Annotated in this window: 14 protein-coding genes; 7 read left to right on the top strand and 7 right to left on the bottom strand. The window is 32.0% G+C overall.

Annotated elements, in window-relative coordinates:
- Position 1: 1 nt before the first annotated feature.
- The 6 genes from B3R94_RS07340 to cysD form a co-directional block, all read right to left on the bottom strand.
- Positions 2 to 1,444 (bottom strand): TSUP family transporter, encoded by a 1,443-nt coding sequence (locus B3R94_RS07340; RefSeq protein ID WP_291099756.1) that lies wholly within the window; start codon positions 1,442 to 1,444, stop codon positions 2 to 4.
- Between the two features lie 19 nt (positions 1,445 to 1,463).
- Positions 1,464 to 3,116 (bottom strand): NADPH-dependent assimilatory sulfite reductase hemoprotein subunit, encoded by a 1,653-nt coding sequence (locus B3R94_RS07335; protein ID WP_291099753.1) that lies wholly within the window; start codon positions 3,114 to 3,116, stop codon positions 1,464 to 1,466.
- Between the two features lie 19 nt (positions 3,117 to 3,135).
- Complete coding sequence (locus B3R94_RS07330) at positions 3,136 to 4,794, bottom strand: diflavin oxidoreductase (protein ID WP_291099750.1); 1,659 nt, start codon at positions 4,792 to 4,794, stop codon at positions 3,136 to 3,138.
- Complete coding sequence (cobA, locus tag B3R94_RS07325) at positions 4,784 to 5,596, bottom strand: uroporphyrinogen-III C-methyltransferase (RefSeq protein ID WP_125348807.1); 813 nt, start codon at positions 5,594 to 5,596, stop codon at positions 4,784 to 4,786. Before cobA ends, B3R94_RS07330 begins: the two co-directional genes overlap by 11 nt.
- A gap of 196 nt (positions 5,597 to 5,792) precedes the next feature.
- Positions 5,793 to 7,028 carry a sulfate adenylyltransferase subunit 1 gene (locus B3R94_RS07320; protein ID WP_291099747.1) on the bottom strand — a complete coding sequence of 412 codons (1,236 nt, stop codon included), beginning with the start codon at positions 7,026 to 7,028 and terminating at the stop codon, positions 5,793 to 5,795.
- A gap of 51 nt (positions 7,029 to 7,079) precedes the next feature.
- Positions 7,080 to 7,988, bottom strand: a complete 909-nt coding sequence (cysD, locus tag B3R94_RS07315; RefSeq protein WP_114999573.1) for a sulfate adenylyltransferase subunit CysD — start codon at positions 7,986 to 7,988, stop codon at positions 7,080 to 7,082.
- A 420-nt stretch (positions 7,989 to 8,408) separates the two neighbouring features.
- Between cysD and rlmD the strand changes: the two genes are divergently transcribed.
- The 4 genes from rlmD (at position 8,409) to B3R94_RS07295 (ending at position 11,574) form a co-directional block, all read left to right on the top strand.
- On the top strand, positions 8,409 to 9,827 hold the full coding sequence (rlmD, locus tag B3R94_RS07310) for a 23S rRNA (uracil(1939)-C(5))-methyltransferase RlmD (protein WP_114999571.1): 1,419 nt from the start codon (positions 8,409 to 8,411) through the stop codon (positions 9,825 to 9,827).
- Positions 9,828 to 9,844: 17 nt separating this feature from the next.
- Positions 9,845 to 10,447 carry a DUF6452 family protein gene (locus B3R94_RS07305; protein ID WP_291099742.1) on the top strand — a complete coding sequence of 201 codons (603 nt, stop codon included), beginning with the start codon at positions 9,845 to 9,847 and terminating at the stop codon, positions 10,445 to 10,447.
- A complete protein-coding gene (locus B3R94_RS07300; protein ID WP_152606094.1) occupies positions 10,401 to 11,087 on the top strand; it encodes a DUF6048 family protein in 687 nt (228 codons plus the stop codon). Before B3R94_RS07305 ends, B3R94_RS07300 begins: the two co-directional genes overlap by 47 nt.
- 205 nt (positions 11,088 to 11,292) lie before the next feature.
- Positions 11,293 to 11,574: a GIY-YIG nuclease family protein gene (locus B3R94_RS07295; protein ID WP_125348802.1), complete on the top strand. Its 282-nt coding sequence runs from the start codon at positions 11,293 to 11,295 to the stop codon at positions 11,572 to 11,574.
- 55 nt (positions 11,575 to 11,629) lie between these two features.
- Here B3R94_RS07295 and lon read toward each other — a convergent pair whose 3' ends face one another.
- The gene (gene lon / locus B3R94_RS07290) at positions 11,630 to 14,068 is read right to left on the bottom strand and encodes an endopeptidase La (protein WP_291099738.1); all 2,439 of its coding nucleotides are present in this window, start codon (positions 14,066 to 14,068) and stop codon (positions 11,630 to 11,632) included.
- Between the two features lie 249 nt (positions 14,069 to 14,317).
- On the opposite strand from lon, the gene B3R94_RS07285 reads away from it, so the two are divergent.
- The 3 genes from B3R94_RS07285 to B3R94_RS14205 all read left to right on the top strand — a co-directional run bounded on the left by B3R94_RS07285 (position 14,318) and on the right by B3R94_RS14205 (position 16,644).
- Positions 14,318 to 14,890 carry a hypothetical protein gene (locus B3R94_RS07285; RefSeq protein ID WP_291099735.1) on the top strand — a complete coding sequence of 191 codons (573 nt, stop codon included), beginning with the start codon at positions 14,318 to 14,320 and terminating at the stop codon, positions 14,888 to 14,890.
- A gap of 93 nt (positions 14,891 to 14,983) precedes the next feature.
- Positions 14,984 to 15,766, top strand: a complete 783-nt coding sequence (locus B3R94_RS07280) for a transposase (protein WP_291099732.1) — start codon at positions 14,984 to 14,986, stop codon at positions 15,764 to 15,766.
- The gene (locus tag B3R94_RS14205) at positions 15,706 to 16,644 is read left to right on the top strand and encodes a DUF6794 domain-containing protein (protein WP_349680742.1); all 939 of its coding nucleotides are present in this window, start codon (positions 15,706 to 15,708) and stop codon (positions 16,642 to 16,644) included. The genes B3R94_RS07280 and B3R94_RS14205 overlap by 61 nt, the downstream gene beginning before the upstream one ends.
- Positions 16,645 to 16,649 lie beyond the last annotated feature (5 nt).

Raw genomic sequence — 16,649 nt, 5'->3', positions numbered from 1 at the left:
TTTAGAAAATTTTAAAAAGAATACGAATACTAAATGTGATCACTAAAAAAGCTACAGCCAAAATAGCTATTTTCTGAGGTATTTTGCCTGCTAATTTCGCTGCAATTGGCGCTGCTAAAGCTCCTCCAATTATTAAACCTACAATGATAAAACCGTGACTTACACCCAAAGCTGCAAAAAAAGTCAACGATGCAGAGAGTGTCACAAAAAACTCGGCTAAACTAACTGTTCCTACTACTAAATTTGATTTTTTTCCTTTTGCTAATAAAGTTGATGTCACGACAGGTCCCCAACCTCCTCCACCAAAGGCGTCTAAAAATCCACCTGCAAATCCTAAAAACCCAACTCGTTTTACTTTTTTGCGTTCGATTTTTTTTCTGAATGCTAAAATAATTAATCGAATTCCGATGATTAAGGTGTACGAAGCCAATATTCCGTAAGTAATGGTTTCGTATTTGTTTCCCAAATAAACCAATAATAATGATCCCGAAACTGCTCCAATAACGCCTGGAATAGCCAAAGCAACCAATAATTTTTTGTTTACATTTCCAAATCTATAATGCGAAAAACCACTAATTCCGCTCGAAAACATTTCGGCAGTATGAATACTACCACTTATTGAAGGCAGATTAACGCCAAACAACATCATACTTGTGGAACACGTTACACCATATCCCAAACCAACGGCTCCGTCGACCATTTGAGCGAAAAAGCCAACAGCCAACATAATGTAAAAAACATTTGGAATGTGAATCACAAAATCTTTCGCTTCCGAAAAACTGACGATTGATGACAAAGCATATCCTAAGAATAATGCGAAGAATACCAAGGTAATTTCGGTTACTAAACGTTTGTATTTTTTTGTCGATTTTTTCCCTTCGAATGAAGACGTTAAATGATTCAAATCAGTTAGTTTTTGATTAAAATCTCCTTTGTGATTGTTTCTGATTTTATTTAAACTTTCAATGTTTTCATCAATTGAATCTGGAATAACATCAGAAAAATACTCTCTCAAACGTTTTGCCATTATAGGAGATTGTCCATTTGTAGAAATTGCAATTTTAAGATGACCTTTATTCACAATCGAACCTAAATAAAAATCGCACAAATCGGGCTGATCAGCTGCATTAACTAAAATTCCTTTTGCATTTGCTTTTTGCTTCACTTCTCTCGAAGTTTCTTTGTTATCGGTTGCGACAATCACTAAATCTACATCTTCCAAATCACTCGATTCGAACGCATGAGTTTCGTGTTTAATTGTTGAATGTTGAGCAAAAATATCTTTCAATTCTTGTTTAAAATCCTTTGCTACAACTTTCAAATTAATCGAAGGATTTTGTTTGATTAGCGTCGAAACCTTTTCTAATCCTACATTTCCTCCGCCAACAATCAGGAAGCGCAAATGTTCTGTTTTTAAAAATATCGGGAATAAATTATTTTTCATTGTTCTTAAAGGGATTTAACTAATTAACCGAAAAATATTTTCGATAGGTAAAATCTCCGAATGTTTCATTATCTATTTTTTCTTTTGTATAACTTTCGAAAACTTGATCTAATTCATTCAAAATCTCTGCTTCATTTACTTTTTCTTTGTAAATTTTGTTCAAACGAACACCATATCGATCACCTCCCAACATCAAATTATAATGTCCAGCAGAAGTCCCTACAAAACCAATCTCCGAAACATACGAACGACCGCAACCATTTGGACACCCCGTCATACGAATAGAAATATCATCATTTTGAAGTTGATGTTTTTCTAGCAAAGGCTCTATTTTAGTGATTAACTCTGGTAAATAACGCTGTGCTTCTGCCAAAGCCAATGGACAAGTTGGTAATGCCACGCAAGCCATCGAATTTTTTCGAAGTTCACTAATATCTTTGTGAATAGAATATTTCTCTAAAAGCTGTTCAACTTTAGCTTTATTATCAGTCGAAATTTCACCTAATAATAAATTTTGATTCGCTGTAAAAATGAAATTATTGATATTCAATAAAGCCAATTCGTGTAAAAATGCTTTCTGATTGGGCTGTACAACTCCATTCTCCACAAATAAAGTGTAATACCACGTTCCGTTATTCACTTGTCGCCAATCATAAATATCCGATCGCTCTGTAAATTGATATGGTTGAGAAGGTGCTAATTTAAAACCAATACGTTTTTCTAATTCAGACTTGAAACCATCAACTGTTAACTTATCAACTGTATACTTTAATCGTGCTAATTTTCGATCGCCACGATTACCAAAATCACGCTGAATTGTCAATACTTCATAAGCCAGTTTCAACACTTTTTCTTCAGAATCTACAAAACCAATTTCGGTTGCTAGACGCGAATATGTATTTGGATTTCCGTGAGTTGTAGACAAACCTCCACCAACAGCGATATTGAAACCTTTCAATTCATTATTTTCGATAATCGCAATCAGTCCCAAATCATTTGCAAAAACATCTACATCATTAGTTGGCGGAATAGCGATTGCAATTTTAAATTTTCGAGGTAAATAGCGGTCTTCGTATAACTCATCTTTCTCAGTTTCTCGCTCATAAATCTTTTCATTATCTACAAAAATTTCGTAATACGCTTGGGTTTTAGGCAACAAATGTTTAGATAACTTATCTGCATACGCATGAATTTGAGCGTGAATAGGTGAAACCAAAGGGTGAGAACTCGCAATTACATTTCTGTTCACATCACCACAAGCCGCAATAGAATCTAACTTTGCTTGGTCAAAAGATTGTAAAGTTGGGCGCAATTGATGTTTCAAAATTCCGTGCAATTGAATGGTTTGACGCGTTGTAATTTTCAAAACGCCTGTTCCATATTGTTCAGAAGTTTCATGAATTGCCAACCACTTATCAGCGTCAATAATTCCACCCGGAATACGCAAACGAATCATAAACGAATACAATTTGTCTAACTTTTTTTCTGCGCGTTCTTCTCGTCTATCGCGATCATCTTGCACATACATTCCGTGAAATTTCACCAAAGCTTCGTCATCTGCACGTACATTTCCAGTGTGATTATCTAGCTCTATACTTTCTTTTAACGTACCGCGAAGTCCGTCACTTTTTATTTTAATTCCTTCTATAGGAGATTGTTTTTCTATACTCATTTTATTAGTTATTGGTTGATTAGTAAACATCTTTTTGGTAGCGACCTTCTTCTTCCAATTGTTCCAGAAAATTTTTCGCTGAAACCTCATCTTGATTTGATTCTTTTGCTATTAATTCGATCAAAGCACTTTCTACATCTGTACTCATTCCGTCTTTTTGACCGCAGACATACAAATACGCACCTTCGTTTAACCAATTGTAAAGTTCTTTTCCTCGTTCTTTCACTCGATCTTGCACATAAATTTTATGTTTTTGATCTCTCGAAAAAGCTGTATCTAATTTGCTTAAAACTCCTGTTGAAAGCCATTCCTGAATTTCAGTTTGATAATAGAAATCCGAAACAAAATGTTGCTCACCAAAAAACAACCAGTTTTTACCTTCTGCGCCAATTGCATCGCGATGTGTCAAAAAACTACGAAAAGGCGCAATTCCAGTTCCCGGACCAATCATAATCACCGACTGATTTTCATCTGGAAGTTTGAAGTTTTTATTTTTATGAATGTAAAATTCTATGGATTTATCTTGCTCAAAATCTGCTAAAAACTGAGAACATAATCCAGTTTTTTGTTGATCTGAAACTGAAAAAGTATTCAGACTAACCGTTAAGTGAATTTCATTATCATGTGCTTCATTCGATGATGAAATCGAATATAAACGTGGTGCAATTGGATGCAAAAGATCTAAAATATCATCAAATTTCATTGTAGATTCTGACGAAAAATATTTTGTCAACAAATCAATTAAATCAATTTTAGTTTCGAAAATTTCTACATTCAAAATCGTTGCAAATTGATCGATTGATTTTTTAGAAAGTGCTCTAATATTTTTTTCTTCAAGTTCTTGAGCGCGATTTTCTTCATTGAAAAACTTCGCAATTGCTAAAATTTCAGTTTGATTATTTTTTGGATAAACACCCAAAGCATCACCAGGTTCGTAATCGACTTGCTCATCAACTGCTATTTCGATATGATAGGTTTCTTTGTTTGAACCTCTGTCGTTCAAAACGATTTTATGCTTTACAATTCCTTCGTACGATTTTTTCTGCGTTGAAGAACTTTGCAATTTTTGAGGTTGTACAACCGTTGAACTTCCTTCTGATTGAATAGTTTTTAAAATTTCAGCAAACCAATTTTCGGCAATTTCCTGATAATCTAAATCTACTTTTACCAAATCAAAAACGCGTTGCGCACCAAGTTTTTCGAATAATTCATCAATTTCTTCTCCTGATTTACAAAAAAACGGATAAGACGTATCGCCCAAACCAAAAACAGCAAACTTTGTTTGATTTAATTTTAGGTCAGAATTGCTCAAATTATCATAAAATTTTTGTGCATTTTGAGGTAAATCTCCATCTCCTTGCGTACTAAAAATTAGAATTAAAAATTCTTCTTTTTCAATTTTTTCCAGTGGATATTGAAACGCATCAATCGCTTTGGCTTGAATTTTATTCTTCTTAAAAATTCCAAGTAATTGATTAGCTAATTTCTTCGCATTTCCTGTTTCAGTTCCATAGATTATTGTAGGTTTGATTGAGGTTAAAACTCTTTGTTCTTGCAGTACTTCTTGTGTTTGATTTGCAACTAATCCAGCCAAATAACCATTTGTCCAAATAATTTCGTCACGTGATAATTCTTTGACTAAACTTTTTACTAAGTTCAATTTTTCGTTAGCTAGCATAAGAAATTGTTGTTTTATAGTTATCAAAATATGAATTGGAAGTTGGTTGTTCATCTAACCAAGCGAATGATTGATGCAAATTGACAACATGACCAACGATAATTAAAGTTGGTACAAAATCAAAGGTTGGTAAATGATTTTCTACAATATTTTCAAAAGTAAACACTTGCGTTTTCTGATCTGGAGTTGTCGCTTGTTGAATAACTGCTAAACCTTTTTCGGTATCAATTCCATTCAAAATTAACTGATCGGCTAAAGTTTGTAAACGTTGTCCACTCATATAAAAAACCAATGTATCTGACGTTTTTGCCCAATCTTTCCATTGTTTATCGTCAATAGATTTCAAATCGCACAACGTCAACATGCGAACTCCTTTCGAATGATTTCGTGCTGTCAACGGAATTCCCGTGTAAGCAGCAGCACCAAAAGCAGCCGAAATCCCTGGAATTATTTCGTACGGAACATGATTTTTTTTCAAGGTTTCTAATTCGTCCAAAATATTAGAGAAAAGCGAAGCGTCACCTCCTTTCAATCGAACCACTAATTTTCCTTGCATTGCAAACTCAATCATCAAGTCATTGATATCTTTTTGAGGCGTATGAATTCCTTTCGAACATTGTTTTCCGACATAAATAACCAACGCATCTTTCGACGCATATTCATCTATTAACACTGGAGAAACCAAGCGATCTGTCAAAATAACATTCGCTTTTTTGATATAATTTAATGTTTTGAGCGTCACCAATTCTGGATCTCCAGGACCAGCGCCAGCCAAAATTACTTTTCCTATTGTTGTTTGCATGTTTGTAATAAATTAGTTGATTGATAAGATTGAATTGATATTTTGAAACCTTTATATTTTAGATAATTTTATTAATGAAATCGTCAATTCGAGTGGAATTTTGTATCAATAAAAAATTATGGAAAATAAAATTCATCTTAGTTCTCGATATAATTTTTATAAATTCATTTCTAAAAATCACTCGAACTGACGAATTTTAGTCAATAAACATTAAAGCTGCGACTGTATTTTTTGTTGTTTCGTCAATCAAAATGGCATTTCCTGTATGAATATTTTCTTTGAAAGAATCGAAAAATAAAGGTTGATTTGTTTTTAAAACCACTTGTCCAATATCATTTAATTTGATTTCTTCAGATGGAATAAATTCCCAATTATTAATATCCCATTGTTGATCGATTGTTTTGATTTTTGCACGAACTGAATGAAAACGATGTTGCAACACATACGTTTTTCCTTGTTGTAATGCATTATTGTCTAACCAACAAATCCACGCTTTTAGCACATTTGTAGTTTGCGGTTCTTCGGAAGTTTTTACAATTGTGTCTCCTCTACTGATATCTATATTATTTTCGAGATGAATCACAACATTTTCTCCTGCTTCAGCATGTTGTACTTCTTCCAAATGACGTTCTATTTTAACAATTTTTGATTCGATATTTGATGGATAAACTTTAATAGAATCCCCAACTTTGTAGGCTCCACTCAAAATTTGCCCCGCATAACCTCTATAATCGTGATGCTCTTCATCTTTTGGACGAATTACCCATTGAACCTGAAAACGAGCTGCTAAATTTTTATCTGTTTCAATCGAAATTGTTTCCAATTGATGCAATAATGTTTCTCCATTGTACCAAGGCGTTTTCGCAGATTTTTCGACAATATTATCGCCAACCAAAGCAGAAACTGGAATAAAAGTTACTTCATCATAATTCAATTGATCTTGAATTTGTTGAAAATTATTTTTTATCGTTTCAAAAATATCTTGTGAATAATCAACCAAATCAATTTTGTTGATCGCAATAATCGCTTTTTTAATTCCCATTAACGATCCAATACTTGCATGACGTTTTGTTTGAGAAGTGATTCCTTTTCGTGCATCAACCAGAATAATAATCAACTCTGAATTTGAAGCACCTGTAATCATATTTCGAGTATATTGCTCATGTCCAGGCGCATCTGCAATAATAAATTTTCGTTTTGCAGTCGAAAAATATTTATATGCAACGTCTATTGTAATTCCTTGTTCGCGCTCGGCACGTAAACCATCTGTGATCAAAGACAAATCAATTTCGTCGTCTTCATTTGATTTACGTTTTTCTAAAACACCCAATTGATCGGTGTGAATACTATTCGAATCGTAAAGTAAACGTCCTATTAAAGTACTTTTACCATCGTCTACGTTTCCTGCTGTTATAAATTTTAATGTAATCATTTTACTTAATTCCTATAGATATTATAGAGTTTTGTTTAAAAAAATTTTGACTTAGAAATAACCTTGTTTTTTACGGTCTTCCATCGCAGATTCTGACAATTGATCATCCAAACGAGTTTGTCCTCTTTCGCTAATTCTTGTATTAATAATATCAGTAATGATATCGTCAATCGTAGAAGAATCCGAAGGTACAGCCGCTGTACACGTCATATCACCAACCGTTCTGTAACGTACTTTTTCTACGACAACCTCATCGTCTGCATTTGGCTGAATAAAATCTGAAGTCGCAATTAATTTATCATTGTAAACAATACATTCGCGCTCGTGGGCAAAGTATAAATTTGGTAATTCGATGTTATTTTGTTTTATGTAATTCCAAACATCTAATTCTGTCCAATTGCTAATCGGAAAAACACGTACATTATGTCCTTTTTCAATTCTTCCATTCAAAATATTCCACAATTCTGGACGCTGAAGTTTAGGATCCCATTGACCAAAATCATCACGAACCGAGAAAATACGTTCTTTTGCACGTGCTTTTTCTTCATCACGACGTGCTCCTCCAATACATGCATCAAATTCATTTTCTTCGATTACATCTAACAACGCATACGTTTGCAAGGCATTACGAGAAGGAAAACGGCCAGCAGTTTCTTTCAGATTATACTTTTTTATAGCATCTTCTACAGAAGCAACAATCAATTTTTCGCCAATTTTATTGACCAAATAATCTCTAAATTTTATCGCTTCAGGAAAATTGTGTCCTGTATCTACGTGTACCAAAGGAAAAGGAAATTTCCCTGGACGAAAGGCTTTCAAAGCTAAATGAATCAAAACAATAGAATCTTTTCCTCCTGAAAATAACAATGCTGGACGCTCAAATTGAGCAGCTGTTTCTCTCAAAATGTAGATTGCTTCGTCTTCTAGTTGATTTAAATAATTTTTTTCTTGACTTGACATTCTTTCTAACTTTCTAACTTATTTTTTGACAATAAAAAACTCCTCAAAATTTTGGAGGAGTTCATGAATTATTATTTTCGTAATTAATACGTCACAATATATTCCTCCTCTTTTAACGAGTGGCACATATACATTGACATATTAAATACTAAATTTTTCATTTTTTCTTGTTTTATTTCTGATTTCAAAATTATATTATTTTTCTAAACAAATATAATTAAGAGAATAATTTAAATAACAAACCTATTTTTTAAACTATTTTATGAAAATTATTCTAAATAAATTTATCAAACAAAATAATAACCTATAAAACCGATAGATTTTATATTGTAAAAATAAAAATATTATTTAAAATACAAAGATTGATTCCAAAAAAAGATAAAAAATTGAATATTTCGACGACTTCCTTACCTTTGCAAAATGTCAAGAAAAGCGAAACAAAAAATCATATTAAATAATATAGAAGTTTTACGTGCTGGTGCAAAAGGTGTATCAGTTGGTAAAACAGAGGAAGGAAAAACGGTTCTGATAAAAGGTGCGATTCCAGGAGACGTTGTAGATGTACACATTTTGAAGAAAAAAAGCAGCTATTTAGAGGGACAAGCAATCGAAATTCACACAAAATCTCCTTATCGTGTTCAGCCAGAATGTGAGCATTTTGGTGTTTGCGGTGGTTGTAAATGGCAAGATATGAGCTATGATGCTCAACTTAAATTTAAACACGACGAAGTGGTTAACAATTTGGTTCGTATCGGAGGTTTCAAAGATCTAGATGCTGAAATTGTTCCAATTTTAGGTTCTAAAGAACAATATTTTTACCGTAATAAATTAGAATTTACTTTTTCTAATGCACGTTGGTTAACGTTAGAAGAAATTCAGTCTGGGAAAGAATTTGACGACCGTGACGTAGTTGGATTCCATATTCCTGGTGCTTGGTCTAAAGTTTTGGATGTTACAAAATGTCACTTACAACGTGATCCTTCGAATGCGATTCGTGTTGAAGCAAAACGTTTTGCATTAGAACATAACTTAGATTTCTTCGATTTAAAAAATCAAGAAGGTTTATTAAGAACATTAATGATTCGTACTTCTCAGAATGGACAAGTAATGGTTTTGGTTCAATTTTTCCGTGAAGAAAAAGAAAATCGTGAGGCTTTCTTACAAAACTTGAAAGATAAATTCCCAGAAATCACTTCATTATTGTATGCAATCAATCCAAAACAAAACGATTCTGTTTATGATTTAGATATCGAAATTTTTGCTGGAGATGATCATATTATGGAAAAGATGGAAGATTTGAACTTTAAAATTGGTCCAAAATCTTTCTATCAAACCAATCCAGAACAAGCGTACGAATTATATAAATTAACACGTGATTTTGCAGGTTTAACTGGAAATGAATTAGTGTACGATTTATATACAGGAACTGGAACAATTGCGCAATTCGTTTCGAAAAAAGCGAAAAAAGTAGTTGGTGTAGAATCTGTTCAAGAAGCTATTGATGCGGCAAAAGCGGCAGCAAAATTCAATGGAATTGATAATTGTGATTTCTATTGTGGTGATATGAAAGATGTATTGAATCAAGATTTTATCAACGAACACGGAATTCCAGATGTAATTATTACTGATCCTCCACGTGATGGAATGCATAAAAAAGTAGTTGAAAATATTTTGTTCATGAATCCTAAACGTGTTGTTTACGTTTCGTGTAACTCTGCTACACAAGCGCGCGATTTAGAATTGATGAAAGATCACTATAAAATTGTTAAAGTTCAGCCAGTTGATATGTTTCCACAAACGCATCATGTCGAAAATATTGTACTTTTAGAGCGAATTTAAAATTCAATCAAAAAAAAATGAAAAATATTCAACGTTTTCTGGCTTATTCAATTTTCGCTTCTATAATTTCTTTAGCATTTTATAGTTGCGAAGACGATGATATTTGTACCGACGAAGGTGATGTTCCTCGCATGGTTGCTGATATGTATTATGATGGAACAAATGTTCCTTTAGAAGATTCGATTTATTATTGGGCGTATGTATATAATGATTCGATTACGAAAGGAATTAGAGAAGCTACAGGAACGAGTAAAGATACTGTCTTAATCGAAAAAAATTCTGCTTTAGGAAAAACGAGTTTCGGAATTGCTTTGCGTAATAATTCAAAAAAAGAAATTTATTATACTATAGCGCAAGGTCCAGATATAGATGTAAAAGATTCTATAACGGGTAAAGTCATCAGAACAATCCTTGCAAAACGTGATCGATTGATTTTAAAATACGATACACTTGGAAATGGCTATACTTCTAAAGCTTGTGGTTTTGGATTAACTTTTAAAGGAGTTGATGTAAAATTGGTGACNNCTGGAAATTGGATAAAGAAAATAGAAACTGTAAATACTGAAATTAAAGATGGTTCGACAACTGTTATTAAGCTTTTTGCTAACGAGCGCAATTAGTTTTGCATTTGGTCAAGAAAATAAAACTGATTCGACAAAAGTTTCCGTTACAGATTCTATTCCAAAGAAAAAACACCATGATATTTTTATCGGTGTAGATGTTTTCAATCCGATTGTTTCTGCTTTCAACGATAAAAAAGGTGTTAGTGCTTATGCTTCTTATCAAATCAATAATAAGTGGCATGCTGTTGTAGAAGCTGGTTTCGAGAAAAATAAGTTCGATGAAATCAATTGGAATGTTGATGTTGACGGCGTTTTTGCAAAACTTGGTGCAAACTGGTTTATAACGCAAGATGTAGAAAATCAATCGAACGGAATTTACATTGGTGGACGAATTGCGTATTCTAAATATTCGCAAACCATTAATAGTTATCCGATTAGAGATTTACAATCTAATGAGATTACAGGAACAGGAAGTTTGCCAAAAGCGAATGTAAGCAGTTATTGGATAGAAGCTGTGGTTGGTGGACGTGTAGAGATTTTCAAGAATTTTTATGGTGAATTAGCCTTGCATCCTGCAGCTTATATTGGTGGTAAAAAAGATCAAGGAATTGATCCTTTAGTCATTCCTGGTTACGGAAAATACAGCGGTCCTTTTAATATGCCCGTTTTTTGGGGAATTTCTTATAAGATAAAGTAAAACTAAGGTTAAGATTTAGACTAAAGTTAAGATAAAGTATACAAAAAAAGGAACTCTAAATTGAGTTCCTTTTATGTTGATGCGAAGCTGAAATGAATTCAGCTTGACATTCTTTCTCTACATTATCATTAATAATCCTTAAATTAGTTTATCTAACGAAGTCATCCTGAACTCGTTTCAGGAACATATCATATAAGGAATTCTTATGAAAATATATTATGTTTATATACTTACAAACAAATATCGAACTGTTTTCTATATTGGAGTTACCAACAATTTAATTAAAAGAATAGAAGCTCATAAAGAAGGAATTGGTTCAGCTTTCACTCAAAAATACAATGTAAAATCATTAATTTATTTTGAAGATTTTACTTCAATTAGTCAAGATATGTTAAGAGAAAAGCAATTGAAAAATTGGAAACGGGAATGGAAAATTAATTTAATTAAATCTAAAAATCCAAATTTAGAAGATATTAGTATTCTATAATAAACAAAAAAGGAACTCAATTAGAGTTCCTTTTTTGTTTTGAGAAGATTTCAGATTAATCCAAAACCTTTGCTCCTTTTACTTTTTGGTTTGTTAAAGCGATTTCCAAAACTTCTTTCATTTCTTTTACAAAATGGAAAGTCATTCCTTTTACATATTCTGCTTTAATTTCTTCGATATCTTTTCGGTTATCTTCGCACAAAATAATTTCTTTGATATTTGCACGTTTTGCCGCTAAAATTTTCTCTTTAATTCCGCCAACTGGCAACACTTTTCCACGAAGCGTGATCTCACCTGTCATTGCTAATTTTGCTTTTACTTTTCGTTGTGTAAAAGACGAAACCAAAGACGTCAACATTGTAATTCCGGCAGATGGTCCATCTTTTGGCGTTGCTCCTTCCGGAACGTGAATATGAACTTTATAATTCTCGAAAACTTCTGGTTTAATTCCCAATTCATCCGCATGCGATTTGATGTATTCTAATGCAATTGTTGCAGATTCTTTCATCACAGTTCCTAAATTTCCTGTGATAGAAAGTCCACCATTTTTTGCTTTCGATAAAATAGATTCGATAAACAATATATCCCCTCCAACACTTGTCCAAGCTAAACCAACCACAACACCTGGAACTTCATTGTTCTCGTATTGATCTGGCGTAATAGAAGGACCTAAGATTTTCGAAATATCTTCAATTGAATATTTAGTATTAAATTCTTCTTCCAACGCAATATGTTTTGCAGCTGAACGAACCAATTTTGCAACTTTCTGATTCAATTTTCGAACTCCCGATTCGCGCGTATAACCTGTTATTAAATATTCGATTTCTTTTTTTCCTAACACAACATCTTTCTCTTTCAAGCCATGTTCTGTTAGTTGTTTTGGTAAAAGGTGACGTTTTACGATTTCAGATTTTTCCTCGATTGTATAACCTGCAATATTAATCATCTCCATACGATCACGTAACGGACTTGGAATATCTCCAATATTATTGGCTGTCGCTATGAAAAATACTTTCGATAAATCGTAGCCAATTTCTAAGAAATTATCATAAAAAGTTGAATTTTGCTCTGGATCTAAAACCTCTAACATTGCTGATGAAGGATCTCCATGCGCACTAGCCGACATTTTATCAATCTCATCTAAAACAAAAACCGGATTCGACGATTCAGATTTTTTGATTGACTGTAAAATTCTTCCTGGCATCGCTCCAATATAGGTTTTACGATGACCACGAATCTCAGATTCGTCGTGTAAACCACCCAACGACATACGTACATATTTGCGCCCAATCGCTTCTGAAATAGATTTCCCCAACGATGTTTTACCAACACCCGGAGGTCCATATAAACAAAGAATTGGCGAACGCATATCCCCTTTCAATTTCAACACAGCAAGATGCTCCAAAATGCGTTCTTTCACATCTTCTAAACCATAATGATCATGATCTAAAATTTTCTTTGCATTCTTGATATCAAAGTTATCTTTCGTCAAGGTATTCCAAGGTAAATCCAACATAAATTCAAGGTAATTACGCTGAATATTATGCTCTGGCATTTGCGGATTTAGACGAGAAAGACGGTTGATTTCTTTATCAAAATGATTTGCTACATCTTCGCTCCAACTTTTCGTTAAAGAACGTTTGCGCATTTCATTAATTTCTTCTTCTGTCGAATTTCCTCCTAATTCTTCTTGAATCGATTTGATTTGTTGATTTAAGAAATATTCTTTTTGTTGTTGATCTAATTCTTTGCGAACTTTATTCTGAATCGTATTCTTCAACTCCAATTTCTGAAGCTCAACATTCATAAAACGCATCACTTCCATTGCCCGAAGTTTCATATCAGAAATTTCTAACAACAACTGTTTTTCATCTAAACTCAACGTCAAATTAGACGCTACAAAGTTGATTAGAAATGTATTACTTTCGATACTTTTTATAGCTCCTGCAGCTTCCGAAGGCAACATTGGATTTTCTTCTACAATCTGAAAAGCTAAATCACGAATTGATTCAATAATAATTGGATATTCTTTGTTGCGTGATGTCGGAACTTTTTCTGTCAAAATTTCTACTTCAGCCTTGAAATAAGGATCATTTGATACAAATTCTTTAACTTTGAAGCGTTTCATCCCTTGTAAAATCACCGTAATGTTTCCATCTGGCAATTTTATCATTCGCATGATTTTCGCAACTGTACCAACTGTATACAAATCGTCTTGTGTAGGATCTTCCACAGCAATTTCTTTCTGCGAAAGCACTCCAATAATGCGATCTTCTTTGTAAGCTTGTGTTAAAAGTTGTATAGATTTATCTCTACCCGCGGTAATTGGCGCAACCACACCCGGAAATAAGACAGTGTTTCTTAACGATAAAATAGGCAATACCGAAGAAATATCTTGCTTATTTAGCTTACTTTCTTCGTCTTTACTCATCAAAGGAATTAATTCGATTTCTTCTTCCATTACTTGTGCTAATGACAAATTGTCTATGTTCATAATTTTTTTATACGTTCAAAGTGTCAGTAAAACTATTTTTAACTGACGAAAGCCTTTCATAATAACAACATTATTAAGATTTGAATCTTGTCTAAAGCATTTAGAAAAGCGAGTATAAATAAGTCAAACGTTATGCCAATAAAATATATTGTCAGTTTTTCAATAAAGGTTTTGAATGAGGATGAATAATTATTTAGCAAAAGATAAATTTTATTCATAGTTTTAATATCAATACCACAAATAAAATTAATGATAAAATATTACATATCCTTCATCCTCTTAATATCAAGTTATACTACCATTTTTTCTCAATGGTCAAGCTTTTCACCAATCTCAGAAACCTACTCTTCTAATGGAATATATAAGTTAAAATCTATTTCATATGATGATTTTATACCCAATTTAAAAGGTGAATCAATTGTGTTTTTTAATCGAGAACGTGATAGCTTGAGACAAAATAAGGTATATTATAAACTAAATAGATCATTTGATTTAGATGAAAGTTTTCCTTTCTTTCTTGCAATAAGTAATGATGGGAGAAAAATAATCTATTTTACAAATTATATAAACAGCCAGGATTTAGAGGAAAGAAATGTTACTTATTATATTGATGGAAAAATAGCTAAAACTTATTCCTCTGAAGAGTTTACCAATTGTGATAAAAACAAAGAGAAATGCAGACTATTTTATGAAACCGAAAATAGAAATTTGTTCGAAAACTATACCTCAACCTACAAAGAGTACAATAAATCTTTATCAGAGAAAGATATTTTTTTAACTAAAAATTTCATTTTCAATAAAAATGATATTGAAGTTGTTTAAACAAATAAGAGTTCCCAAAAAATCAGCAAATTTGAATTGCAATAAAAAAAAACTAATAATTTGGAACTCCTTAGCAAATATAAAATTGAAGAATTGATATTACCTCATTTAAGTATAGGAAAACGAGGATTTAAGACAAAATTTGATTTAATAAAAGTTGTACAATTAATAATAAAACGCTTAAAAACGGGTTGTCAATGGCGAGAATTGAGTTTGAAAGAATATTTTTTAGACCAAAAAATAAGTTGGCAAAGTATTTATTATTATTTCAATAAATGGAGTAAAGATAGCTCTTTCAAAAATGTTTGGATCAACTTATTATCTAAAAATAAAAAATCATTGGATATGTCTTGCGTTCAATTAGATGGCAGCCATACTCGTTGTCGATTAGCAGGTGAAGCTGTTGGTTATCAAGGCAGGAAAAAATCAAAAACCACTAATATTATTTTTTTGTGTGATAATCAAGGTCAAATGCTAGCAATGGGTTCTCCTAAAAGTGGAACAAACCATGATTTATTCGAGATTAATAATGTTTTAAATGAAATTCTTCAGCTTTTGCAAGAAAGTGATATTTCACATCAAGGACTTTTTCTCAATGCTGACGCAGGTTTTGATAGTGATGATTTTAGAAGCTTACTCGAAAAAAACGAAATTATAGCCAATATAAAAGTCAATACAAGAAACTCTAGTTCAGTTGACAATGATTATTATTTTGATCCAAAATTATATAAAAGAAGGTTCAAAATTGAAAAAGCGAATGCTTGGATTGATTCCTTTAAATCCTTGCTTATCAGATTTGAAACTTCCGCTATTAACTGGATCAATCTACATTATATTGCTTTTACTGTTCTACTTATCAAAAAAATGAAAGTTTAAACAACTTTATTATTTACCTTATAGATAACAGAAAAAAGTTAACACTTTTTGATTTAAATAAAGGAGAAATTATCAAATCTAATATTGATTTTGATTCTATTTATCCTACTATAAAAAATATTGAACCTATAAAAAGCAAAATTTCAAATTATGAATATCCATATAAATATATCACTGATATTAAAAACATCAACACATATGAAACAATAGCCGAAAGTATAGGTAAGCTTTCAAATCTGAAATTTATTCCTTCAAGCTCTCAAAATAACTACAAACTTCATCGGATAGAAATAAGTGGCTACTTAAATAGAAGTGGAAAGTTTGAAATCGAAAATTTAGAAACAGATTCTATTTTCAATAAAAAACAAATTGAAGATTATCTTTTAAATTCAACATTTGAAACTGATTTTATTCCTAAAGAGGTTGATAAAATATATGTAACAAAATTCTTTGGAGGCTACAGAAATTATGATGATAAAATTGCTGAATTAGAAACGATAAAAGATAATGAAAAAAGAAGGATCGAAAAAGAAAAAAGACTTACTTTAGAAAAAATTGACGATGTATACATTCCAAAAAACTTATATGAATCATTAACAGAATTAGATAAAATATTAGATTTCGAAGCTAAAAAAAAACTAAAAGAATCTACAGGTACTTTTATGTTTAATTCTCATATGGGAGGTTTAGGAATGTGGATAAGAAACAATTGGGGAATTAATGGTGGTTCTAGATTATCGAAATATTTTAATGATAGAAATATTGGAAAACAAATGTTCGGAAACGATGCAATTTCTGGATTAATAATATCCCAATATATTCTTTGGTTAAAAGGAGATAAAACTGCTTGGAAAAAATGGGAGGTAGTATCTTACTAACTGTG

This window comes from Empedobacter sp. UBA7611 (assembly GCF_002484365.1).
In the GTDB taxonomy this organism is placed as follows: domain Bacteria; phylum Bacteroidota; class Bacteroidia; order Flavobacteriales; family Weeksellaceae; genus Empedobacter; species Empedobacter falsenii_B.
This window is presented reverse-complemented; position numbering and strand designations above follow the sequence as displayed.